We start from the raw sequence: 21,389 nt of genomic DNA, 5'->3' as shown, positions 1-21,389 counted from the left end.
TATGGACGGTACGCACCGGATTTCGGTGACCGGCCGCGCCAATAGCAAAGCCCCAAGGCGATTACCTTGGGGCCCGGCATTCAGGTAAATCCATGGTGTCAGCGGGCGGCCTTTTCGTAGGCTTCCTTCACCGACGCCGGCACCCGGCCGCGGTCGTTGACCTCGTATCCGTTCGCCTTCGCCCAGGCGCGGATCTCCGCCGTATTCTCCCCGGCGGCCGGCGCCTTGCGGGGCTTGCCCTTGGCGGCGGCCACGCTTCCCCGGACCCGCCGGGCGCCCTCGGCGTGCAGGTAGGGCTGAAGCAGTTCCAGCAGCTTGTCGTAGTTTTCATCGGTCAGGTCGAGTTCGACCCCGGCGCCGTCGACAAGGATGGTGTGCTTCGCGATCTCCGCCGACTCTTCGCCGGTCAGATCGTCAACGTAGGTGGTAACTACCTTCTGTGCCATGGGGGGATTATAGGGCCCGCCGGGCGCATGGCCGGACCAGTGTGCATTACGGGGAAAAACCGGGGGAAGCGGGGGAAATGAAGAGCGCGGCGACGGCATAAGGAACTACGGGACGCGGCCCGCGGCCAGTTCCTCGGCGGGCGGCGGATCGGCCGGCGGCGGTGCGGTCTCCGGCCGGGCGGCGGCCTCGTCGAGCCAGCGGCGCAGCACCTCGTGGACGCGCTCCGCGCCCACGAGTTCGGAGCCGTCGGCCGTGGGCGGGGTCAGCTCGCGGGGCCACAGCAGGAAGGGGCGGCTCTGTTCGCCGCCCAGCCCGCCGTGCGAGCCGATCTGCTCCTCGAAGGCGTGCACGGCGCCGGTCGCCGGGTCGCAGGCGGAGTTGACCATGATGTCGGCGGCGTGCGGGAAGCCGGCGGTGCGGCGCACGGCCTCGGCCGCGCCCGGCCCGAAGGCACCCAGCGGGCTGTTCTCGGCGCCCTCGCCGCTGTCCAGCCGGTGCTCGGCCCCGCCGCGGCCGAGGACCACGGGGCCGTGTTCGGCGGAGTGTACGAGCAGGAAGCCGATGCCCGGGTGTTCGGCGAGGGTGCGCAGCAGGGCCGGGTGGTGGCGCTCGATCTCCTCGCGGCTCGCGCGGCCGGGGAGGCCGGGGAAGGAGACGAGGCCGAGGTTGCCGGAGCCGAGCACGACGGGGTCCCGCGGCGGGTGGGGGCGGGCCGCCTGCGCCGGTGCTGTCCGGGCCGCCGGGACCGCCGCGGCGTCCGGAACCTCTGCGGCTTCCGGGCGACGCAGGGCGGCGCGCGCCGCCACCCGGGCCTCAGCGCCGCTGCGGGTGCGCCGGGCCCGGCGCGGCACGGGCAGGCCGCAGCCGGCCCGTACCAGGTCCTGGAGGGTGAGGCCGTAGCGGGCGGCGAAGGTCGCGCCGGGGCTCTGGCCGTGGTCGGACAGGAGCACGAGCCGGTAGTCGCGCGGCGCGTGGTCGATGACCTTGGCGATCAGCGCGAGCGACCGGTCGAGGCGGCGCAGCACCTGGTGGGTGTCGCGGCCGCGCGGCCCGGAGTGGTGGGCCACCTCGTCGTACGCGACCAGGTCGGCGTAGACGGCGGTGCGGCCGGAGAGGATGTCGCCGATGACGGCGGCCACCACCACGTCCCGTTCGACGACGGTGGCGAAGGCGCGGATGAAGGGGTAGAGGCCGCCGCGCCCCACCCGGGGGCGGTCGCGGCGGGCTCGGGCGGCGAGGGACTGGCCGATCTCCCGGAACAGCTCGGCGATGAAGGCGGCGGCGGTGCGGGCGGCGTTGGCGGGGTCGCAGAAGTAGGCGAAGTAGCCGGAGCGGGAGCGGTTGCCGCGGCCGCGCCGGGCGGCGATGGACAGCACGAGGGCGAGCTGGTCGGCGCCGCCGGTGAAGAGGTTGCCGCGGCTGGCACCGTCGTCGGTGAGGAGTCCGGCGTGGCCGCTGCGGGCGGCGGCGCGGCGCTGGAGCTCGGCGGCGCTGCTCGGCCGGTTGCTGATCATCACCTCGCCGCTCTCCTTCTCGTACCAGCGGAAGGCGGGCACGTCCTCGTTGGAGCCGTGCAGGATGCCGAGCTGGCTGGCGCCGGTCTGGCTGGACCAGTCGGTGCGCCAGGGGGTGAGGCGGTGGGTGGTGGCGGCCCAGGCGGCGACATGCTCCATCAGCGGCGGCCGGGTCCGGCCGCCCGCGCCGGGCCGTTCGCGCAGGGCGTCGCGGAGCACGTCGTGGCCGACGCCGTCGAGCTGGAGGAAGACGGTGCCGGGCGGCTGGGGCCGCCCGGCGTGCCCGGCGGCGCCGTCCCGCCCGTCGCGGCGGCGTCTGCGGCGGTCGGCGAGGCGGGCCAGCCGCCGCCGGTACGCGCCGTCGTCGTGGACGGTGAGGGCGGTGCTGGTGGCGGAGGAGGCGGCGGACATCACCGCGGCGACGACGACGGCGGTCTCGGGGCCGACGGTGCCGTTGCCGACGGGCGCCAGGTCGAGGGCGATCAGCAGCAGCGAGGCGTTGAGGAAGAAGACCAGGAGGCCGAGCACGAAGGCGGGCACGAGCAGCAGGGCGCGTACGAGCAGGGGCCACACCAGGGCGCTGAGCAGGCCGAACGCCCCGGCGCCGGCCGCGGCCGTGATCGCGATCCGGGTGGCGCTGTCGCCGTCGGCGGACTGGAGCCGGAAGTCGGGGAGGATCGCCGCGAGGACGACCATGGTGACGGTGCCGACCGCCCAGACGACCAGCACGCGGAACAGGGCCATGCCCACGCTCCGCCATCGGGGCACCTGCACGCCGTTCCCACCTCACGTCCGCCGCCCGCATCGCGCACGCGGACTCGTATTACAGCCTGTCATAGCGGCCGGGAAAGCGGCCGTGGACCGGAGGTGCCGTACGCCACGGGCCCACGGGCGGGCCACGGGCCCCCGGGCGGGCTGCCGGCCCCTGGGCAGGCCGCCGGTCTCGGCCTGTGCTCGGGGCCGCGCGGGCCGCCGGTCTCGGCCCGTGTCCGGCGCGGTGCGGGGCGCCGGCCTCGGCCGGTGCTCGGTGCGATGGGGCGGCTTGCCGCGGCCCGTACGCGTCGGACGGCGCCGGGCCCCGGCCCCAGCCCGTGCTCGGTGCGATGGGGCGGCTTGCCGCGGCCCGTACGCGTCGGACGGCGCCGGGCCCGCGCGGGCCGCCGGCCTCAGCCCGTGTCCGGGGCGGTGCGGGGCGTGCGGCCCGGCATGAGGGTGGCGGCCGCGGCGGCGGCGAGCGCCGCGATGATGCCGGCGAGGAGGAAGGCCAGGCCGTAGCCGTGTCCGCCGGTGCGGGTGTTGGCGACGGCGGAGAACCCGGCGATGCCGAGCGCCGTGGCGACCTGGCGGACCGTGTTGAGCAGCCCGGAGGCGAGGCCGGTCATGGCCGGGTCGACGCCGCCGGTGGCGGCCACCGTGATCGGGGTGAAGGCGAGGCCCGCGCCGAGCCCGAAGAGCGCGACGGGCAGCACCACGGACGGGAAGAAGGGGGTGTGCGGGCCGAGCCGGGACAGCAGCAGGAAGCCCGCCGCCACCAGGACGAGGCCGATGACGGCCGTGCGGCGGGCGCCCCAGCGCGGGGTGAGCCGGCCGGCGAACTGGGCGCCGATCATCACCGCGAAGGCGGCGGGCAGGAAGCCGAGCCCGGCGCGCAGCGGCGAGAAGTGCTGGACGTTCTGGAGGTAGAGCGAGATCAGCACGGGGCTGGCGAGATATCCGAGGCCCAGCCCGAACATGACCGCGTTGGCGCTGCTCACCGAGCGGTGCGCGAAGATCCGCAGGGGTACGAGGGGGCTGCGCGCCCACTTGGCCTGGCTGACGAGGAAGAGGGCGAGGAGCACGGCGGCGGCCCCCAGGAACCAGCCGCCCCGCGCCGCTCCCCCGTCGCCGCCGAAGCAGACCACGCCGTAGACCAGCGCGACGAGGCCGCTGGTGACCAGCAGCGCGCCGGTGACATCCAGGGGGCGGCGTCCGGCCTCGGTCCGGGGCCGGCGGGTGAGGGTGAGCGCGGCGAGGGCGAGGACGACGGCGCCGATCGGCACGTTCACCAGGAACACCCAGCGCCAGCCGAGGGTGTCGGTCAGCACCCCGCCGCACAGGGTGCCGGCGGCGGCCCCCACCGCGCCGACCATGGACCACAGGCCCAGGGCCCGCGCCCGGCGCCGGGGTTCGGCGTACGCCTGGTGCACGATGGTCAGCGTCGTCGGCATGAGCAGCGCGCCGCCGAGCCCCTGCGCGGCGCGGGCGGCGACGAGCCAACCGGACCCGCCGGCCGCTCCGCATCCGATGCTGGCGGCGGTGAAGAGGCCGAGGCCGGTGAGGTACATGGCGCGGGTGCCGAAGAGGTCGGCCAGCCGCCCGCCGAGGAGCAGGAAGCCGGCGAAGGCGAGGGTGTAGGCGGTGACGACCCAGCCGATGGAGGCGGCCGTGAAGCCCAGGTCCCGGGCGATGGGCGGCAGGGCGACGGAGATGATCGTCGCGTCGAGCACGACGAGGAACTGCGCTCCGCACGCCAGGACCATCAACAGCCATGGCCTGGCGACTCGTTCGCGTTCGGCCGCCGGGGCTCCGGTCGCCGCGGTCACTGACATGCCCACACCCCTTCCGATGTAAAGTTAGGCTAACCTAACTTCACATCGAGGGGAACTCCGTATCCGGGTGCCGGGCTCAGCCCCAGCCCGCCAACACCGCGAAGCCGTACCGCTTGTAGAAGCAGTCCGCGCCGCGGAAACCCGCCTCCGCGAGCCACGCCAGATGGTCCGCGACCGGCGCGGGGGCGCCGAGCACCAGTTCCTCGCGGACCGCGTCGATCTCGCTCCCGCTCGCGCCCCGGTCGGCCGCCTCGCGCAGCCACACCTCGCCGTACAGCGCGTCCAGAGCCGGCTCGGGCCCGGCGACCTGCTCCGCGTTGACGAACACGCCGCCCGGCGCCAGGACCTCGCGGACCCGCCCGTAGAGCCGCCGCTGCTCGGGGCGGGGAAGCTGATGGATGGCGAGGGCGGAGACCACGATGTCGAACGGGCCGGGCGGCAGCTCCTCCCGCAGGTCCCGTACGTGCGGGGTGTGCCCCACCGCGAACAGGTCGAGCGCGGGCCGGGCCGCCGCCAGCATCCGCTCCGAGGAGTCGACGAGGTCGAAGGTCGCCTCCGGCAGCACCGAGGCCAGGCCGCAGGCGAACAGGCCGGTGCCCGCGCCGAGGTCCAGCACGCGCGGCGCCTGCCGCTCGCCCGCCGCCGCCAGTTCGACGGCCACCTCGTAGAACGCGTTGAGGTGCGGTACGAGCCGGGGCCGGGCGCTGTCATAGCCCTCCGCGCTCCAGGCCGCCAGGCGCGAGACGTCCACCACTGCGAGCTGCCCACCAATCGAACCGTTGTGCCGTCAACTCGGCACACCCTACTTCTTGTTCGGCGGGCCCGCCGAGAGCTTTCTTCCGGCGGATTCCGGAGACGGCAGGAGAAATTCGCGCGCGAACCGGACTGAACTACGCTCAACCGGAACGCGGAGACCGAGGACGACAGGACGGGAGGCGGCGGGTGCCGGTCGAGATCACCTGGTGGGGTCATGCCACCACGACGGTGGAGGACTCCGGGGTACGGGTGCTGACCGACCCCCTCTTCGCCCGCCGCCTCGCGCATCTGCGCCGCCGCCGGGGCCACGTGCCGCCGCCCGCCGCCGCGGCCGCGGACGTGGCGCTCGTCTCGCATCTGCACGCCGACCATCTGCACCCCGCCTCGCTGCGGCGGCTCGCGCCCGGCACCCGGCTCGTGGTGCCGCGCGGCGCGGGCCGCGCCGTGCCGGGGCTGCGGCGGGTGGCGGCGGACCGGCGGCTGCGGGTCACCGAGGTCGCGGCGGGCGACGAGGTCCGCGTGCGGGACGTCGTGGTACGGGCGGTGCCCGCCGCGCACGACGGCCGCCGGCTGCCGTACGGGCCGCACCGGGCGCCCGCGCTCGGCTACGTCGTGCGAGGCGAGGCGGCGACGTACTTCGCGGGCGACACCGGGCTCTTCGACGGGATGGCGGAGGCCGTGGGGGCGGTGGACGCGGCGCTGCTGCCGGTGGGCGGCTGGGGACCGTTCCTGGGCCACGGCCATCTGGACGCGGGCCGCGCGGCCCTCGCCCTCGCCCGCCTCACGGCGCGCGACGCGGTGCCGGTGCACTACGGCACGTACTGGCCGATCGGCATGGACGCCGTGCGCCCGCACGAATTCCACGCGCCGGGCGACGACTTCGTACGGCACGCCGCCCGGCTCGCGCCGGACGCCACCGTGCACCGGCTGGGGCATGGCGAGTCCGTGCGGCTGGAGGCCGGGGGGTGACCGTCCGCATGGCCCTGGCGGAGCTGGCGCGCCAGGTGCCGCCGGAGTCGACGCAGCAGGCGGTGGGCTACCCCTCGCTGTTCCTGCTGGTCTTCCTGGGCTCGCTGGTGCCCGTGGTGCCCACCGGGGCCGTCGTCAGCTCCGCCGCCGTCGTCGCCGTTCACCAGACGGACCCCTTCGCCCTGCTCGTCGTCTTCGGCGTGGCGTCCTTCGGCGCGTTCCTCGGCGACATCGCCCTCTACTGGCTCGGGCAGCGCGGCGTCCGCTCCCGCAACGGCTCCCGCTGGCTGGAACGGCTGCGCGACCGGGCCGCCCCCGAACGCCTCGCGCAGGCGCAGGCCAAGCTCGACGAGCACGGTGTGGCCGTGCTCGTCCTCTCCCGCCTGATGCCCGCCGGCCGCATCCCCGTGATGCTCGCCTGCCTCCTGTCCCGCATGCCCATGCGCCGCTTCATCCGCGGCGGCATCCCCGCCTGCCTCGCCTGGAGCGCCACCTACCAGCTCATCGGCATCCTCGGCGGCTCCCTCTTCGCCCGGCCCTGGGAGGGCGTGGCCACCGCGGTCGGCCTGACCGTGCTGATCAGCGCGGGGCCGGCGGTGTGGCGGCGCGTACGGCACCGCTGACGGCCGCCGGTGCGGGGCCGGGCCCCTCACCCCTCCGTCAGCTCCCCCAGCACCGCCCCGAACGCCGCCAGCGCCCGGGCGACATCCGGTGACTCCAACGGCTCGGCGGCGTCCAACGCCCGCTGCCGGGCCGCGTCGCCGGGCAGCAGGGCCAGCGGGGAGAAGCGGACGCGCAGCGCGTCGGGGTCGTCGGCGAAACGGTGGCCGCCCGGGGCGCGGACGCCGAGGCGCGCGCCGAGGTGGTCCTCCAGCTCGACGGAGTCGCTGACGCCGCGGGCGGCGAGCGCGGGGCGCAGTTCGCCCAGGTCGGCGTAGAGGAACGGGCCGGCCTGCGGCGGCCGGCACAGGGCCCCCGCGAGGGCGAGGCGGCCGTGCGCGGCGGTGGCCAGCGCCCCGAAGAGCCGGGCCGCGGCGGCCATCCGGGCCCGCACCGGCTCCGGCTCGTCCAGCGCGTGGGCGACCGCCGCGGCGACCGGGGGCGCGAGCAGCGCCCGTACGGCCGTACAGGCGGCGAGGGTACGGTCGCGCACGGCACGGCCGTACTCGGTGTCCGGGAGGCGGGCGAGGGCGGCGGGCCAGGCGGTGGGGGTGAGGGAACCCGCGAGATCGGTGAGGACGACGGTGTGCTCGGGGCACATCTCGGCGGGGCCGACGACCACGGTGCCGTGCGCGTCGTACCGCGTGTCCCGCCAGGTCTCGTCGCTGATGATCAGCAGTTCCTCCGCCTCGGCCGCCTCGCACACCTCGTGCAGGGTCTCCGGCGGTACGAGCGTGCCGGTCGGGTCGTCGGCGACGGACAGCACCAGGACGCGCGGCCTGCCGCCCTCGCCGCGAATCCGCCGCACGGTCTCCAGCAGCGCGAACGGGTCGGGGACGCCGCCGCACTCGGCGGGCACCGGCACGTGGTACGACGCGCCGCCGGCGAGCCGGGCCACCGCCGTGTACCAGGCCGCGCAGGGGCGCGTGAGCAGCACATCGCCGCCGACGGACGCGAGCAGCGCGAGCAGCAACCCCTGCGCCCCGGGCGCCGCCACCACCTGGCCCGGCTCGGTCCACAGCCCGCGCCGCCCGAAGTACCCGCAGGCCGCCGCGTGCAGCACCGGCCCGCCCCCGACCGGCTCCGGCTCCGCCCGCCCCGCCGCCCCCGCCACCCGCTCGGCCAACTCCGGCAGCACCGGCAGCCCGCTCTCGGGAGCGGCCAGCGCCGGGGCGATGGGCTGCGTCATCCGAACCTCCGGCTGCGAGGGTGAACGATCCATCAGCACACTGCGAACCCCTCCACCTTCCCAGACCTCACCGCCACGAGCGCGCGCTGACACTTCCCTGCTGGGGGCTGGGCGCCACGGGTCGGTCCGCCGCCGGAGGCGGACGAGCGCCGCCCCCAGCGCCCGGACGGGCAGCGCCGGACGGCGTCCGGCCGAAGGCCGATTGGCGGCCGGGGGCCCGGCAGCCCGCGCGCGGGCGCGGGGTGACGCCGCAACTATGCGGCGTTCCTCGGCGTGGGGGACAGCCCATGGCGACCGGGCGGCGGAGGCCGGGCAGGGGCCTGCTGGTCGCTGCGGCGCGGGGTGCGCGATGGTCCCGGCGGGAGAGACGGCCGTCGCTCAGGCTCCCGTGGGGCGGGCGGACGGGGTGGGGGCGTCGGTGGGGGGCGTGTGGCGGAGTTTGCGGAGTTCGCCCTCAAGGCCGTGGCCGCGGGTGCGGACGACGATCTCGGCGAGGTCGGCGAGTTTGCGGTTGGTGCGCTGGGAGTGGCGGCGCAGCAGGTCGAAGGCCTCTTCCGCGTCGCAGCCCAGGACGTACATGGCGATGCCGCAGGCCTGGTCGACGATCGGGCGGCGGCGCAGCGCCGTATCGAGCTGGTCGACCTCGGCGAGAGCCTGGCGGTAGCGGCGGTCGCGGACGAAGTTGGTGAGCGCGAGGTCGCCGAGCATCTCGGTGGCCTCGTGGGCCTCCTGCGGGAGGGGGCCGGGGCGGAAGCCGTAGACGCTGACGGTGACGGTGAGGGCGTCGCGGCTGAAGACGAGGGTGGCGCTGGAGCGGACGCCCACGTCGAGGGCGCGGGCCCGGAAGCCGGGCCAGCGGCGGTCGTAGAGGAGATCGTCGGCGGCGGCCTCCCGGCCGGAGTCGAGGGCCGCCGGTATGGGACCTTCGCCGGTCTCCAACTGGGCGGTCACCAGGGTCGACAGGTCGGGGTGGGTGGCGGCCGTGGCCGGGTCGTCGGCGCCGTCGGCGACGGCGGTCACGGTGGCGCCGCAGCTCTCGGGAGCGCACCACGCGGCTTGTTCGGCGAGGTGGGCGAGGCCGCGGTCGAGGGACGCCGCGCCGTATTCCGATGCGCCGACGACCTGCGCAAGTGAGGTGCTCATACGGTCCGGCATGGGGTCGATCAGTCCCTTCGTGCTCGATTCGTTCCTCCCGTGCCCTATCTGAGCCGCTGCCCGCCCGGCCCGTACCGGAAACAAACCCGCGCCGGAACGGCTCCGCTCCGCGGCGCGCCCGCCCCGGAACCGACCAAGATCGGCCGCCGGCGGACAACAGGCCGGATCTGCTGGGCTGGCCGTCACCCGGGAGGGTTACCGTGTGCCCATGACCGGGGCTGAGGAATTCGGTGCGGAACTGGCGGACTTCCGCAGCCGCGTCGACGAATTGCGTACCGCGCGGGCGCTGCCCGCGCAGGAGCGGCTGTCCGCGCTGGACGCCGCGCTGTTCGAACTGGAGCACGCGGCGGACGTCCTGTGGCCCCGCTACGAGGAGCTGGCCGCGGCGGCGCGCGGCGGCGGGGAGGGCAGGCGTAGACAAGGCGGCCAAGGCGGCCAAGGCGGACAAGGCGGTCAGAGTGGGCAGGAGCAGCAGTTGCTGCGCGCGCTGTTCCAGCGGATGCCGATGGCGGTGGCGCTGCTCGACCGGGAGACGGTCGTACGGCGGCTCAACTTCGCGGCGACCCAGCTCTTCGGAATGCGCGCGGGGTTCGCGACGGGCCGGCGGCTGACGGGTTCGCTACGGCACGACGGCCGGGCGGCGCTGCGCGGTCAGGTCGCGGCGGTGGCGCGCGGCGAGGGGGCGCGCAGCCTGCTGGTACACCTGCCCGGCGGCCGGGCGGGCGCGGCGCTGCGGGTGACGCTGTCGGCGCTGCGGCCGCCGGGCGAGCAGCGCAACGCGGTGCTGGCCGTCTTCCAGCCCGCCGATGGCAGGCGGCCGGGTCCCCCGCCGGTCGGCGCCCAGGCCGCGCGGTCCGCGCCGGGCGCGGCCCAGTCCGCACCGGCCGGCCCGTACCTGGCGGAAGTGGTCCGGCACGCCGAGCTGATGGACCTGCTCGACGCGATGGCGACGGCGCTGCTGGCCCGGCGCGCGGACGGCCCGGCCGAGCTGCTGGAGCGGGTGGCGCGGGTGTTGCAGGGCCGGTTCGCGGACTGGGTGGTGGCCGACCTCAACGACGCGGGGACGCTGCGCCGGCTGGTGGTGCTGGGCCCGGCACAGGCGGAGGGGCTGCGCGCGGCGATGGCCGACGGCGACCCGGCCGACTGCCCGCTGGTGGTGGAGGCGACGGCCGCGGGGACCTCGGCGCTCCAGGTGCAGCCGGACGACCCGGAGCTGTTCGGCCGGGACGGGGAGGGGGCCGCGCTGCTGGTACGGGCGGAGGTCACCTCGCTGGTGTGCGTACCGCTGCGGACCGGGCCGACGACTCCGGTGCGGGGCGCGCTGACGCTGCTGCGCTCGGGCGGGCGGCACGCGTTCGAGATGGCGGAGGCGGGGGTGGTGGACCGAATATCCCGGCATGTGGCGCTGGCGCTGGCGGCGGCCGAGCCGGCCCGGGGCCGGAACACCGCGGAGGCCGCCTCCTGACGCCGCCTCACTTCGGCGCGGCGCCCGGCCGCTCCGGCGGTACCTCCGACGGCCCCTCCGGGGTTCCTCACTCCGCTCAGGTCTCCCGTCTTCTCGGGGTTCTCGGGGTTCTCGGGGTTCGCCGGGCTCACGCGGCCTCCTGGAGCACCTGGCGGCGCAGCCGGGTGCAGGTGCGGCTGATCAGGCGGGACACGTGCATCTGGGAGATGCCGAGCTGGTCGGCGATCCGACTCTGCGTCATGTCGCAGAAGAACCGCATGTAGAGGATGTTCCGCTCGCGCTCGGGCAGGTCGCGCAGCTTGGGTTTGAGGGATTCGCGGTCCACGACGAGGTCGAAGCCGTGCTCGGGCGAGCGGAGGGTGTCGGCGAGGGAGTAGCCGTCCTCGGCGCCCGGCAGTTCGGCGTCGAGGGAGAGGGTGGTGAAGCTCTCCATCGCCTCCAGGCCGACCAGCACCTCTTCCTCGGTGAGCCCGGTGTGCCGGGCGAGGTCGGCGACGCTGGGGCCGCGGCCGTCGAGGGAGCGGGTCAGTTCGTGGGTGGCGGCGCGCACCCGGTTGCGGAGGTTCTGGACGCGGCGCGGGACGTGCAGGCCCCACATGTGGTCCCGGAAGTGCCGTTTGACCTCGCCGACGATGGTGGGCACCGCGAAGCTCTCGAAGGCGGTGCCGCGGTCCGGGTCGTACCTCTTGACGGCCTTGACGAGGCCGAGCAGGGCCACTTGCTGGAGGTCCTCGACGGACTCGCCGCGGTTGCGGAACTGCCGGGCCAGGCGTTCGGCCATCGGGATCCAGGCGCGGACGACGCGCTGTCGCAGCTCGTCCTTCTCGGGGCCGTCGGGCATGGCGATGATGCGGCGGAAGTCGTCCATGGTGTCGGGGGCGTCGTCATGGGGGTGACGGCGGTGCGTGCGTACCGTGATCGCGGTGGCCATTTCTGGTCTCCTCAGCGGTGGGTGGTGGTGGCACCGCGGGAGCCGGCTGCGCGAGGCGGACAGGACACGCCTGGAGCGATGATCCGCTCCCACGGGCGTGCCTCCAGTCCGAAGCACATGTTTTCGGGTGCCCCGCCGCGCGGGGTCCAAACGGGGTTTTTCCCTCCGTCCCCGCGGACACCCGTGTCGGCGGGGCGGCGGCCGTCGAGTGTCGGGATGTCCGCGCCTCGCCTACGTTCGTAGCGGACCCACGCCTACGTTCGTGGGAGTCCCCTCGTTCGTGGGAGACCCCTCGTTCGTAGGAGACCGACATACGCACCCGCACACGCAGCGCGTAAGGAAGTGAGCATCATGCGGATCGCTTTTCTGGTGGCGCCCGAAGGGGTGGAGCAGATCGAGCTGACCGACCCGTGGCAGGCCGTGCTGGACACCGGCGGCACGCCCGAGCTGGTCTCGACGGACTCCGGCCGGATCCAGGCGTTCGACCATCTCGACAAGGCCGACACGTTCCCCGTGGACCGGACGCTGGACGAGGCGCAGGTGGCGGAGTACGACGGGCTGGTGCTGCCGGGCGGTGTGGCCAACCCGGACGCGCTGCGGATGGACCGCCGGGCCGTCGCGTTCACCAAGGGCTTCTTCGACGCGGGGAAGCCGGTCGCGGCGATCTGTCACGCGCCGTGGACGCTCGTCGAGGCCGACGTGGTGCGCGGCCGGACCCTCACCTCCTGGCCGAGTCTTCGGACCGACATCCGCAACGCGGGCGGCACCTGGGTGGACGAGCAGGTCAAGGTCTGCACGGGCGGCCCCAACACCCTGATCACCAGCCGCAAGCCGGATGACCTCAAGGCCTTCCGCGAGGCGTTCACCCGCGAGTTCGACAAGGCCCGCGGCTGACGCCCGGCGCTGGTACGGCCCCGGCCGGCCGTACGGGCGTCCGGCGGGACGGCCAGTGGTCGTCGCACGGCCGGCGATCGCGGCACGGTCAGCGACCGTCGCACGGCCGGTGACCGCCGTACGGCCGCCGACCGCGACGGCCTTTGACCGCCGGCCGGGCGCGCGGTCGCCCGTACGGCCGTGCGGGGCCATCTGGCTCAGGACCCTGTAGGCCGGGGCCTCAGGGGCGGCGGCCCAGCAGGCACAGGAGCTTGGTCTGGGGGCCCGAGCCCGGCGGCGGTTCCACGGGCTCCGCGAAGAGGCCGGACTTGGCCAGATCGGCGGCGTGCGGGGCCACCTGGCGGGCCGCGAAGGAGACGAGGTCGTCCGGCAGCCGCTCGTCGGCGCCGATGCCCCGCGCCAGGTCCCAGGAGTGCACCACGGCGTCGGTGATCATCTCCGCGCAGTAGTCGGCGGCCGAGCTGTCCCCGTACGACAGGTGGACGGTGCGCTCCAGCGCGTTGGGCTCCGAGAACGCCGCCCGGGCCGCGGCGGCGGCCCGGACCCAGGTCGCGACCGGGTCGTCGCCGAGCTGGTCGCCGTCGAAGGCGTCGCCCTGCGCGTCGATGGTGGAGCCGTCGCGGACGAGCGACGGCACCCAGAGCTGTTCCACGGTGAGGTGGTTGACGAGGTCGCGTACGGTCCATTCGGTGCAGGGCGTCGACGCGCCCCACTGGTCGGGGCGGACGGCGCGCAGCCGCTCGGTGAACAGGTCGAGCGCCTCGGCGTGCCGGGTGAGCAGCGGGTTGTGCTGAGTGGTGTGCGACGGATCAGCCATGCCGCCATTGTCACCGCGGGGCCCGGCGGCTGCGACCCCGCGGGGCCGTCGCGCGCGCCCGGCGGCCGGCCGCGATCCCCTCGGTTCGATGACGCCGTCTCGGGTACCCGCTCCCCGCAGTCCGGCTCTGACGTGCCGTCCCACGCGTCGCGGCTGCCGCGGCGGGCCGGCAGGGAAGGGAACCACCGAGAAACCGATAAGAGGTCGAACAGAGATGGCCCAGTTCGTAAAGGACGTCATGACACCCGCGATCGCCTCGGTCTCCCCTGATGCCTCACTGGTGGAGGCCGCGCAGCTCATGCGCTCGCAGGACATCGGCGATGTGCTGATCGCCGAGGACGGACGGCTCCTCGGCGTGCTCACGGACCGTGATATCGCCCTGCGGGCGGTCGCCGACGGCGTGGATCCGCTGACCGTGAGCTGCCATTCCGTGTGCACCCGCGAACCGGTGACGGTCGGCCCCGAGGACGAGGTACGGGCGGCCGTACGGCTGATGCGTGAGCACGCCGTACGGCGGCTGCCGGTCGTCGAGGACGGCCGGCCGCTCGGCGTGATCAGCATCGGGGATCTCCTGCGGGACCAGGACCCCGGCTCGGCGCTGGCCGATATCAGCCGCGCCTCCCCCAATACCTGGCCGGGCAGCGCGTCCGCCTGAGCGGCCGCGGCAGCCGCCGCGCCGCCGCCGGTGCCGGCCCGGGTGTCGGTGCCGCATTCGAGCGGTGCGCCGGGGTAGACGTCGCGCATGCGAAATCCGTTGAGTACTTGGGACCGCACGGTCTTCCATCAGGTCGCCTCCCGGCACTGGCCGGGCGGTGACCGCGTGCTGCCGGGGCTCTCCCGCAGCGCGAACCACGGCGTGCTGTGGCTGGGCATCGCCGCCGGGGCCGCGGCGCTCGGCGGCCGGCCGGCCCGGCGGGCCGCGCTGCGCGGGGCGGTCTCGCTCGCCGCGGCGTCGGCGGCCGTGAACACCCTGGGCAAGCGCTCGGTCCGGCGGCGACGGCCGCTGCTGGACGCGGTGCCCGTGATACGGCAGCTCGCCCGGCAGCCCTTCACCACCTCCTTCCCCTCGGGGCACTCGGCCTCGGCGGTGGCCTTCGCGACCGGCGTCGCCTTCGAGAACCGCTGGTGGGGGCTGGCGCTCGCGCCGCTCGCGTTCTCCGTGTGCTTCTCCCGGGTCTACACCGGCGTCCACTATCCGGGCGATGTGCTGGCGGGCGCCGCGCTCGGCGCGGGCGCGGCCTACGCGGTGCGCGGTCTCGCGCCGACGCGCTCCCAGCTCGCGCCGCCGGCCCGGCCGCAGGCCGACGCCCCGGCGCTGCCGGAGGGGCGCGGGCTGGTGGTGGTGGCCAACGCCGGTTCCGGGCAGCGGACGTCGACCCGCGCGGACCGGGCCCAGGAGGTGCGTGACGCGCTGCCCGGCGCGGAGGTCGTCGAGTGCTCGGCGGAGGAGGGCGAGCCGCTGGCCAAGGCGGTGGACGCGGCGGCGGTACGGGCGCGTGAACTCGGCGGCGCGCTGGGCGTGTTCGGCGGCGACGGCACCGTCAACGCCGCCGCCATCGCGGCCGTACGGCACGGGCTGCCGCTGGCGGTGCTGCCGGGCGGCACGCGCAACCACTTCGCGTACGACCTGGGCATCGAGACGGTCGCGGACGCGTGCCGGGCGGTGAACCGGGGCGAGGCGATGGCCGTCGACCTGGCGCGGTTCGGGGACGGGGAGTACTTCCTCAACACCTTCTCCATCGGGGCCTACCCGGAGCTGGTGCGGGTGCGCGAGCGGTGGGCGCCGCGGGTCGGCGCGTGGCCGGCGGGGGTGCTGGCGGCGGTGCACGTGCTGCGCACGGCGACCCCGATCGAACTGACGGTGAACGGCCGGCGGCGCTCGCTGTGGCTGCTGTTCGTGGGCAACTGCACGTATCGGGGGCTGGGGCTGGCCCCGGTGCGGCGGCACGATCTGGCGGACGGGGTGCTGGACGTACGGGCCGTGTACGGCGGCCGGCTGGCCCGTACGCGGCTGCTGACGGCGGCGCTGACGGGGGCGCTCAAGCACTCGCCGGTGCTCGGCTCGGCGCGGGAGCGGCGGCTGCGGATCGGCGGGGTGCGGCGCGGCACGCATCTGGCCTTCGACGGTGAGGTCACGCCGTGCCCGGAGCGGCTGACGCTGGAGAAGGAGAACGAGGCGCTGGTGGTGTACCGGCTGCTGGAGGAGTGACGGGCGGGGCGGAGCCCACGAAGGGCGAAGGCCGTTTGGCAGGTTCGCATGGTGAGACACCCCTCTCGTGATCCGAGATGCGCGCGTACGGTGGCGGGATCGCTTCACGCGGGTTCACGCAGCTTCACGCAGGCCGAGGAGGGCGCCATGCCTCAGGAGACCGCCGTCTACACCCACGGGCACCACGAGTCGGTGCTCCGCTCGCACACCTGGCGCACGGCCGCCAACTCCGCGGCCTACCTCCTCGGTTCCCTCAAGCCGGACATGCGCGTCCTGGACGTCGGCTGCGGCCCCGGCACCATCACCGCCGACCTCGCGGAGCTGGTGCCGCGGGGCTCGGTGACCGGCCTGGAGGCGGCGCCCGGGGTGCTGGAGCAGGCGCGCGCCGTGGCGCGCGAACGCGGCCTGGACAACGTCGACTTCACCGTAGGCGACGTGCACGAGCTGGCCTTCCCGGACGACTCCTTCTCCGTGGTCCACGCCCACCAGGTGCTCCAGCACGTCGGCGACCCGGTGCGGGCGCTCGCCGAGATGCGGCGGGTCTGCGCGCCGGGCGGGATCGTGGCCGTACGCGACGCCGACTACGCGGCCATGACCTGGTACCCGCAGCCGCCCGCCCTCGACCGCTGGCTGGCGCTCTACCGGCGGGTGGCCCGCGCCAACGGCGGCGAGCCGGACGCGGGCCGGCGGCTGCTGTCCTGGGCGCGGCAGGCGGGGTTCACGGAGATCACGGCGTCCGCGGACACCTGGTGCTATGCCACGCCCGAGGAGATCGCGTGGTGGAGCGGGCTGTGGGCGGACCGCACCGTCGCCTCCGAGTACGCGCGGGTCGCGGTGGCCGGCGGGCACGCCACGGAGGAGGAGCTGGCCGAGGTCTCCGAGGCGTGGCGCGAGTGGGGCCGGCAGCCGGACGCCTGGTTCGGGGTGCTGAACGGCGAACTCCTCTGCCGCGCGTGATCTTCCCCAACTAGGCTGGCCCGTATGGACATTCTGGGGACCTCGCTGCGGGTGTGCGTGAACGATCTCGATGCCGCGATCGGTGTCTACGAACGGCTGACGGGCGCCGAGGCGCAGCGCTTCCAGCACGGCGGCGTCTCGGTCGCGGCCGTCGGCTGCTTCTTCCTGATGAGCGGCCCGGAGGCGGAGCTGTCGATCCTCCGCAAGATCACCGCGACGATCGCGGTGGCGGACGTGGGCGTCGCCGTCGACGATCTGCGCGCGGTGGGCGCGCAGATCGTCGCGGGCCCGGTGGCATCCCCCATCGGGCGCATCCTGGTCGCCCGCCACCCGGACGGCTCGATCTTCGAGTACGTCGACCGCAAACCGGCGGCGGCCTGAGCACCGCCCCCCGTCGGCTGAACAGCCCGGTTACCCGCTCGCGACGGGGCGCTCCTCCCCGCCCGGGTACGGCCGAGTGGCCGCTGTCCGCGGGATGGCTCACGATGGCAATACCGCTACCTGCCGCGGGAGGGACTGGCGGAGTCCGCGTGCAGCGGGCATGACCGCGGCGGCAGGTGATCGCGCGGCGTCGGTCGCAGGCGGCCTCGCGTGGCGGATCGGATCGTGCCGCGCGACAGCGGGCACACCGGCCCCGGACGCAGCCGGGGCGGCTCCGTCCGCGCGGTGCCCACGGGAGTGAGCCCGAGCTTCGGAGGTGCCCGATGACGACCGCCACCAAGCGATCCGCGCGGTCCGCGCAGTGCGAGGAGGATCTGGACGGGCTGTGGACGCTGCCGGGTGTGTACGCCCCGCAGGCGGACACCCGTCTCCTGGCGCGGGCCCTGCGCGGTGAGAGCCTCACCGCCGGGATGGAGGTGCTCGACATCGGTACGGGAAGCGGCGCGCTGGCCGTGCTGGCCGCGCGGCTGGGGGCGAGGGTGGCGGCGATGGACGTCTCGCGGCGGGCAGTGCTGACCGCCCGGATCAACGCGCTGCGCGCCGGTCGTCCGGCACGCGCACGGGTCCGCGTCCGCAGGGGCGATCTGTCCCAGCCCTGGGACGGCCGTACGTTCGACATGCTGCTCAGCAACCCGCCGTACGTGCCCGCGCCGTTCGACGAGCCGCCTGCCCGGGGCCCCGCCCGGTCCTGGGAGGGGGGCAGGAACGGCAGACGCCTCGTGGACGCGCTCACCGCCCGCGCTCCGGCCGCGCTGCGGCCCGGCGGGGTGCTGCTGATGGTGCATTCGGGACTGTGCGGGGTCGGGACGAGCCTGCGGCAGCTCGCCGCGGCGGGGCTGCGCTGCTCGGTGGCCGAGCGGGCGTACGTGCCCTTCGGCCCGGTGCTCACCGGTCGGCTGCCCTGGCTGCGCGCCCAGGGGCTGCTGGGCGCCGACGAGGACGAGGAGGAGTTGGTGGTCATCCGTGCCGAACGAACCTGAACCCGCGGCCACACCGCCGCCGGCGCCCGGGCCGGCGCCCGGGAGGGAGCGTCCGCGCAGGGTCCGGCTGGTCGCGGGCGGGCCGCTCCTGGTCGAGGGGCCGGTGGAGGTCATCGCCGACGACGGCACCGTGCACGCCTCCGGCCGCTTCACCGTCGCCCTGTGCGCCTGTCGCCGCAGCCGTACGTACCCGTGGTGCGATACCAGCCACCGGCGGCGCCGCCGGGCCCCCGCCGCGCCGCCGGCGGACTCCGACGCGAAGGACACCGCCCATGACCGCGACGACCACTGACCCCGGCCATACGGCCCCGCCCCTGCCCGCGCCCCGCGGCCCCCTCTCCGAGCGCCTGCTCGCCGCGCTGACCGCGCCCGGCGCCCCCGCGCCCGCCCCTCGGGCGGCCGAGGAGGCGGACCCGTACGGCGGCGATCTGCAGCTCGCCCTGTACGCCCTCTACGAGCTGCACTACCGAGGCCTGGCCGGGGTGCCCGACACATACGAGTGGGACCCGGCGCTCATGCCGCTGCGCCAGGCCCTCGAAGGGCGCTTCCTGGACGCGCTGCGCGCGGACGTGCCCGGCGGCCGGAGCAGCGCGGAGGCGCTCGCCGACCTCCTGGTGGAACCGGCCGACCCCACCGGCAGCGTCGCGCACCATCTCGAACACGAGGGCGAGAGGTGGCAGTTGCGCGAGTACGCGGCCCTGCGGTCGCTCTATCACCTCAAGGAGGCCGACCCGCACGCCTGGGTCCTCCCCCGCCTGCGCGGACGGGCCAAGGCGGGCATGGTCGCCATCGAATACGACGAGTTCGGGGCCGGACGCGCCGAGGACGTCCACGCCCAGCTCTTCGCCGAACTGATGACGGACCTCGGCCTCGACCCGCGCTACGGCCGCTACCTGGACCGGGCGCCCGCCGCCGCCCTCGCACCGGTCAACATGATGACGCTCTTCGGTCTGCACCGGGCCCTGCGGGGCGCGCTGGTCGGCCACTTCGCCTGTGTCGAGGTCACCTCCTCGCCCGGCGCGCGCCGCCTGGCGGACGCGATGCGCCGCTGCGGGGCCGGCCCCGCAGCGGCCCGCTTCTACGACGAGCACGTCGAGGCCGACGCCGTGCACGAGCAGGTCGTACGCCACGAGGTGATCGACGGGCTCCTCGCCGAGGAACCGCGGCTGGACGCCGACGTGGCCTTCGGCGCCGACGCGACCGTCTTCCTGGAGGACCGGCTCGCCGCCCGCCTGCTGGCCGCCTGGCGCCGGAACGCCTCCGCCCTGCGAGACACACCGGAGAGGAGTCCGGCCCCATGAACGACGCACCCGGGAACCGAGGACGGGTGGCGGACCCAATTCCGCCGGAAGACCGAGGACCGGTGGGGGACCGCGGGCCGGCACAGGGCCGGGGGCCGGTGGGGGACGCCTGCCGGGCGCTCGCGACGCGGGGCTCGTACGTGATGCCCGCCGCCGCCCTCTTGCGGTGCCTGGGTGTGGACGGCGAGGGGTGGGCGTCGTTCGCCGCGCACTGGGAAGACCTGGCACCGGACGCCTACGCGGCCGAGCGGGGCACGCGACGGCTGCGGCGTTACGGGCACTTCTCCCTCTCCCGAACGGGCGAGATCACGTCCCTGCCCCACCTCGCCTTCGTGCAGCCGGAGCAGAGCAATCCGCTCTACGTGGACGTCAGCCGGAACTTCGAGCCGCTCACCGCCGCCTTCCGCTCCGAGCCGCTGCTGACCGCGTTGATCCGCGCGCTCGGCGAGGTCGCCACGAGCCTGGCGGACCCGGACCAGTGGAGCGTCAAGGTGCACCCCTTCCGGGTCACGGCCGAGGCGGACGACGCCGGCGACCCCACCCCCGAGGGCAGGCATCACGACGGCGTGGCCCTCGTGACCTCGCTGCTGATCGGCAGGGAGAACGCCGTCGGGGGCGAGAGCACCGTCTACGGCCTCGACGGCGCGGAGTTGATGAGCACGACCCTCAGCGAGCCCGGCACCCTGCTTCTCGGCGACGATCGCGCGACGCTGCACGGGGTCTCGCCGATCCGGCCCCTCGACGCGGCGCGGCCGGCCCGCCGGGACGTCCTGGTCACCACGCTCACGCCCGGCTGACGCGGCGGGCTTCGGCCGACTTCACCACGAGGCGTGGGCCCGCCCGGCGTGGAGCGGTCAGACGACGGTCACCGGACAGCGCACGACGGCGTCGAAGAAGTAGCCCTGGGTGTTGGGCACGGCCCGGTCGGGCTGGGTGCGGCCCGCCGTGTCCGTGGCCCGGGCGAGGAGTTCGGCGGGGCCCGGCTCGTACGGCCGCCAGTCGGTCTCCCAGCGCACCCAGCCGTCCTCGCTCGGCTCGTCGCGCAGCCGGGCGGCGTGCCAGTGCGCGCCGCCGTCCGTGCTGACGTCGACCCGCGCCACTCCCCCGCCGCCCGACCAGGAGCGCCCGGTGAGCCGGTGGGTGACGCCGGCGGGCAGCGCGGTCCCGGCGTCGATCTCCCAGGTGCTGCGGACGGGCAGCACGGTCATCGGCGCGCCGCCGGGCGGGTGGTCCGGGCCGAAGAGGCGGTAGAACTCGGTGGTCCACGGGGAGCTGAGCGGCGCTGCGGAGACCTCGATGTCGCCGACCCATTTGATGGAGGCGACGCCCACCCAGGAGGGGGCGACGATGCGGACCGGGTAGCCGTGGTCGTACGGCAGGGGCTCGCCGTTCATCTCGTACGCGAGGATCACGTCGTCCAGCGCCTTGGCCACGGGCATCGGGCGGCGCACCCGGCCGTAGTCGACGCCGTCGTCGACGTAGGGGTCGTCCAGGCCGCGCGGCATCACGTCGACGGCGTCGGAGCGGATGCCCGCGAGGCGCAGTACGTCCGCGAGGCGCGCGCCGCGCCAGCGGGCCGCGCCGACCGCGCCGAGCGTCCAGGGGGTGCCGGTGACGTCGTCGCCCTGCTGGCTGGTGAAGTAGCTGCGGCCGTTGCCGGCGCATTCGAGGCAGGTGGCGCGGGTCACGGCGGGCAGGGCGCGCAGTTGGGCGTAGCCGAATTCGACGGGCGCGCCGCGCAGTCCGTCGCCCCAGACGGTCAGCCGCCAGTCCGCCGCGTCCAGCCGGGGCGTGGTGGTGTGGTTGCGGACGAAGAACCGGTCGTTGGGGGTGTGGTAGCCGGTGCGGCGCAGGGCGGCGGGCACGGTCTCGGCGTTGGTGCCGTGGATGTGGAAGAGGTCGGGCGGCAGCGGCTTGTGGATGCCGCCGCCCTCGGCGGCCATCGCCGGCCTGAGCCTGCCGCGCCGACGGACGCTGTCGTCGGGGCGGTGCGGGCGGGGGTGCGCGGGCATGGCCGGTACTCCTGACGACGGGACACATGCCGGTATCGGCACGCGAAGACGGAAACCTCACGGACATATGGAGCGCCTGCGACAGTATTTCCCGGCTCCGCGCC

21 protein-coding genes are annotated in these 21,389 nt (G+C 75.3%); 12 read left to right on the top strand and 9 right to left on the bottom strand.

What is annotated here, in order from left to right; genetic code table 11:
• Window positions 1–98: 98 nt before the first annotated feature.
• The 4 genes from IF55_RS16720 to IF55_RS16705 form a co-directional block, all read right to left on the bottom strand.
• A complete protein-coding gene (locus IF55_RS16720; RefSeq protein ID WP_030877277.1) occupies window positions 99–446 on the bottom strand; it encodes a histone-like nucleoid-structuring protein Lsr2 in 348 nt (115 codons plus the stop codon).
• Between the two features lie 105 nt (window positions 447–551).
• Window positions 552–2,705 (bottom strand): phage holin family protein, encoded by a 2,154-nt coding sequence (locus IF55_RS16715; protein ID WP_106980409.1) that lies wholly within the window; start codon window positions 2,703–2,705, stop codon window positions 552–554.
• 422 nt (window positions 2,706–3,127) lie between these two features.
• Window positions 3,128–4,549 carry a DHA2 family efflux MFS transporter permease subunit gene (locus IF55_RS16710; protein ID WP_037963087.1) on the bottom strand — a complete coding sequence of 474 codons (1,422 nt, stop codon included), beginning with the start codon at window positions 4,547–4,549 and terminating at the stop codon, window positions 3,128–3,130.
• Between the two features lie 76 nt (window positions 4,550–4,625).
• The gene (locus IF55_RS16705) at window positions 4,626–5,300 is read right to left on the bottom strand and encodes a class I SAM-dependent methyltransferase (protein ID WP_048832099.1); all 675 of its coding nucleotides are present in this window, start codon (window positions 5,298–5,300) and stop codon (window positions 4,626–4,628) included.
• A 191-nt stretch (window positions 5,301–5,491) separates the two neighbouring features.
• Between IF55_RS16705 and IF55_RS16700 the strand changes: the two genes are divergently transcribed.
• Entirely contained in the window at window positions 5,492–6,274 is a 783-nt protein-coding gene (locus tag IF55_RS16700; RefSeq protein ID WP_030877286.1) for an MBL fold metallo-hydrolase, read from the top strand.
• A gap of 8 nt (window positions 6,275–6,282) precedes the next feature.
• Window positions 6,283–6,897, top strand: a complete 615-nt coding sequence (locus IF55_RS16695; RefSeq protein WP_030877289.1) for a DedA family protein — start codon at window positions 6,283–6,285, stop codon at window positions 6,895–6,897.
• 26 nt (window positions 6,898–6,923) lie between these two features.
• On the opposite strand, the gene IF55_RS16690 is transcribed toward IF55_RS16695, so the two are convergent.
• Together IF55_RS16690 and IF55_RS16685 are read right to left on the bottom strand one after the other, a co-directional pair.
• Window positions 6,924–8,123, bottom strand: a complete 1,200-nt coding sequence (locus IF55_RS16690; protein ID WP_030877290.1) for an aminotransferase class I/II-fold pyridoxal phosphate-dependent enzyme — start codon at window positions 8,121–8,123, stop codon at window positions 6,924–6,926.
• Window positions 8,124–8,501: 378 nt separating this feature from the next.
• Window positions 8,502–9,266: an ANTAR domain-containing response regulator gene (locus tag IF55_RS16685; RefSeq protein WP_048832097.1), complete on the bottom strand. Its 765-nt coding sequence runs from the start codon at window positions 9,264–9,266 to the stop codon at window positions 8,502–8,504.
• 220 nt (window positions 9,267–9,486) lie between these two features.
• On the opposite strand from IF55_RS16685, the gene IF55_RS16680 reads away from it, so the two are divergent.
• Window positions 9,487–10,743, top strand: coding sequence for a PAS domain-containing protein (locus IF55_RS16680; protein WP_048832065.1), 1,257 nt, complete (start codon window positions 9,487–9,489; stop codon window positions 10,741–10,743).
• A gap of 127 nt (window positions 10,744–10,870) precedes the next feature.
• Here the strand turns inward: IF55_RS16680 and IF55_RS16675 are convergent, their stop codons facing one another.
• Entirely contained in the window at window positions 10,871–11,674 is an 804-nt protein-coding gene (locus tag IF55_RS16675) for a SigB/SigF/SigG family RNA polymerase sigma factor (RefSeq protein WP_030877296.1), read from the bottom strand.
• Between the two features lie 351 nt (window positions 11,675–12,025).
• On the opposite strand from IF55_RS16675, the gene IF55_RS16670 reads away from it, so the two are divergent.
• Window positions 12,026–12,568: a type 1 glutamine amidotransferase domain-containing protein gene (locus IF55_RS16670; protein ID WP_030877299.1), complete on the top strand. Its 543-nt coding sequence runs from the start codon at window positions 12,026–12,028 to the stop codon at window positions 12,566–12,568.
• A gap of 220 nt (window positions 12,569–12,788) precedes the next feature.
• Here IF55_RS16670 and IF55_RS16665 read toward each other — a convergent pair whose 3' ends face one another.
• Window positions 12,789–13,385 carry a TIGR03086 family metal-binding protein gene (locus tag IF55_RS16665; protein WP_030877302.1) on the bottom strand — a complete coding sequence of 199 codons (597 nt, stop codon included), beginning with the start codon at window positions 13,383–13,385 and terminating at the stop codon, window positions 12,789–12,791.
• A 214-nt stretch (window positions 13,386–13,599) separates the two neighbouring features.
• Between IF55_RS16665 and IF55_RS16660 the strand changes: the two genes are divergently transcribed.
• The 8 genes from IF55_RS16660 (at window position 13,600) to IF55_RS16625 (ending at window position 20,070) form a co-directional block, all read left to right on the top strand.
• Window positions 13,600–14,040 carry a CBS domain-containing protein gene (locus IF55_RS16660; protein WP_030877305.1) on the top strand — a complete coding sequence of 147 codons (441 nt, stop codon included), beginning with the start codon at window positions 13,600–13,602 and terminating at the stop codon, window positions 14,038–14,040.
• An 87-nt stretch (window positions 14,041–14,127) separates the two neighbouring features.
• On the top strand, window positions 14,128–15,594 hold the full coding sequence (locus IF55_RS16655; protein WP_030877308.1) for a bifunctional phosphatase PAP2/diacylglycerol kinase family protein: 1,467 nt from the start codon (window positions 14,128–14,130) through the stop codon (window positions 15,592–15,594).
• Window positions 15,595–15,741: 147 nt separating this feature from the next.
• The gene (locus tag IF55_RS16650; protein WP_030877311.1) at window positions 15,742–16,551 is read left to right on the top strand and encodes a class I SAM-dependent methyltransferase; all 810 of its coding nucleotides are present in this window, start codon (window positions 15,742–15,744) and stop codon (window positions 16,549–16,551) included.
• A gap of 24 nt (window positions 16,552–16,575) precedes the next feature.
• Window positions 16,576–16,932: a VOC family protein gene (locus IF55_RS16645; protein WP_030877314.1), complete on the top strand. Its 357-nt coding sequence runs from the start codon at window positions 16,576–16,578 to the stop codon at window positions 16,930–16,932.
• A gap of 323 nt (window positions 16,933–17,255) precedes the next feature.
• Entirely contained in the window at window positions 17,256–17,972 is a 717-nt protein-coding gene (locus tag IF55_RS16640) for a methyltransferase (RefSeq protein ID WP_030877316.1), read from the top strand.
• Window positions 17,956–18,264, top strand: coding sequence for a CDGSH iron-sulfur domain-containing protein (locus IF55_RS16635; protein WP_078644521.1), 309 nt, complete (start codon window positions 17,956–17,958; stop codon window positions 18,262–18,264). Before IF55_RS16640 ends, IF55_RS16635 begins: the two co-directional genes overlap by 17 nt.
• Window positions 18,245–19,273: an iron-containing redox enzyme family protein gene (locus IF55_RS16630; protein WP_030877320.1), complete on the top strand. Its 1,029-nt coding sequence runs from the start codon at window positions 18,245–18,247 to the stop codon at window positions 19,271–19,273. Before IF55_RS16635 ends, IF55_RS16630 begins: the two co-directional genes overlap by 20 nt.
• A 62-nt stretch (window positions 19,274–19,335) precedes the next feature.
• Entirely contained in the window at window positions 19,336–20,070 is a 735-nt protein-coding gene (locus IF55_RS16625) for a 2OG-Fe dioxygenase family protein (RefSeq protein WP_030877323.1), read from the top strand.
• A gap of 57 nt (window positions 20,071–20,127) precedes the next feature.
• Here IF55_RS16625 and IF55_RS16620 read toward each other — a convergent pair whose 3' ends face one another.
• Entirely contained in the window at window positions 20,128–21,285 is a 1,158-nt protein-coding gene (locus IF55_RS16620; RefSeq protein WP_030877325.1) for a sulfite oxidase, read from the bottom strand.
• Window positions 21,286–21,389: the final 104 nt, after the last annotated feature.

Source organism: Streptomyces varsoviensis, assembly GCF_000718635.1.
In the GTDB taxonomy this organism is placed as follows: Bacteria; Actinomycetota; Actinomycetes; order Streptomycetales; family Streptomycetaceae; genus Streptomyces; species Streptomyces varsoviensis.
This window is presented reverse-complemented; position numbering and strand designations above follow the sequence as displayed.

Excerpts from the sequence above, each read along its gene's own strand:
- IF55_RS16720 (WP_030877277.1), bottom strand. The coding sequence starts at position 446 with ATGGCACAGAAGGTAGTTACCACCTACGTTGACGATCTGACCGGCGAA.
- IF55_RS16690 (WP_030877290.1), bottom strand. The coding sequence starts at position 8,123 with ATGACGCAGCCCATCGCCCCGGCGCTGGCCGCTCCCGAGAGCGGGCTG.
- IF55_RS16660 (WP_030877305.1), top strand. The coding sequence starts at position 13,600 with ATGGCCCAGTTCGTAAAGGACGTCATGACACCCGCGATCGCCTCGGTC.
- IF55_RS16680 (WP_048832065.1), top strand. The coding sequence starts at position 9,487 with ATGACCGGGGCTGAGGAATTCGGTGCGGAACTGGCGGACTTCCGCAGC.
- IF55_RS16640 (WP_030877316.1), top strand. The coding sequence starts at position 17,256 with ATGACGACCGCCACCAAGCGATCCGCGCGGTCCGCGCAGTGCGAGGAG.
- IF55_RS16675 (WP_030877296.1), bottom strand. The coding sequence starts at position 11,674 with ATGGCCACCGCGATCACGGTACGCACGCACCGCCGTCACCCCCATGAC.
- IF55_RS16715 (WP_106980409.1), bottom strand. The coding sequence starts at position 2,705 with ATGGCCCTGTTCCGCGTGCTGGTCGTCTGGGCGGTCGGCACCGTCACC.
- IF55_RS16655 (WP_030877308.1), top strand. The coding sequence starts at position 14,128 with ATGCGAAATCCGTTGAGTACTTGGGACCGCACGGTCTTCCATCAGGTC.
- IF55_RS16710 (WP_037963087.1), bottom strand. The coding sequence starts at position 4,549 with ATGTCAGTGACCGCGGCGACCGGAGCCCCGGCGGCCGAACGCGAACGA.
- IF55_RS16645 (WP_030877314.1), top strand. The coding sequence starts at position 16,576 with ATGGACATTCTGGGGACCTCGCTGCGGGTGTGCGTGAACGATCTCGAT.
- IF55_RS16695 (WP_030877289.1), top strand. The coding sequence starts at position 6,283 with ATGGCCCTGGCGGAGCTGGCGCGCCAGGTGCCGCCGGAGTCGACGCAG.
- IF55_RS16665 (WP_030877302.1), bottom strand. The coding sequence starts at position 13,385 with ATGGCTGATCCGTCGCACACCACTCAGCACAACCCGCTGCTCACCCGG.
- IF55_RS16685 (WP_048832097.1), bottom strand. The coding sequence starts at position 9,266 with ATGAGCACCTCACTTGCGCAGGTCGTCGGCGCATCGGAATACGGCGCG.
- IF55_RS16620 (WP_030877325.1), bottom strand. The coding sequence starts at position 21,285 with ATGCCCGCGCACCCCCGCCCGCACCGCCCCGACGACAGCGTCCGTCGG.
- IF55_RS16670 (WP_030877299.1), top strand. The coding sequence starts at position 12,026 with ATGCGGATCGCTTTTCTGGTGGCGCCCGAAGGGGTGGAGCAGATCGAG.
- IF55_RS16630 (WP_030877320.1), top strand. The coding sequence starts at position 18,245 with ATGACCGCGACGACCACTGACCCCGGCCATACGGCCCCGCCCCTGCCC.
- IF55_RS16650 (WP_030877311.1), top strand. The coding sequence starts at position 15,742 with ATGCCTCAGGAGACCGCCGTCTACACCCACGGGCACCACGAGTCGGTG.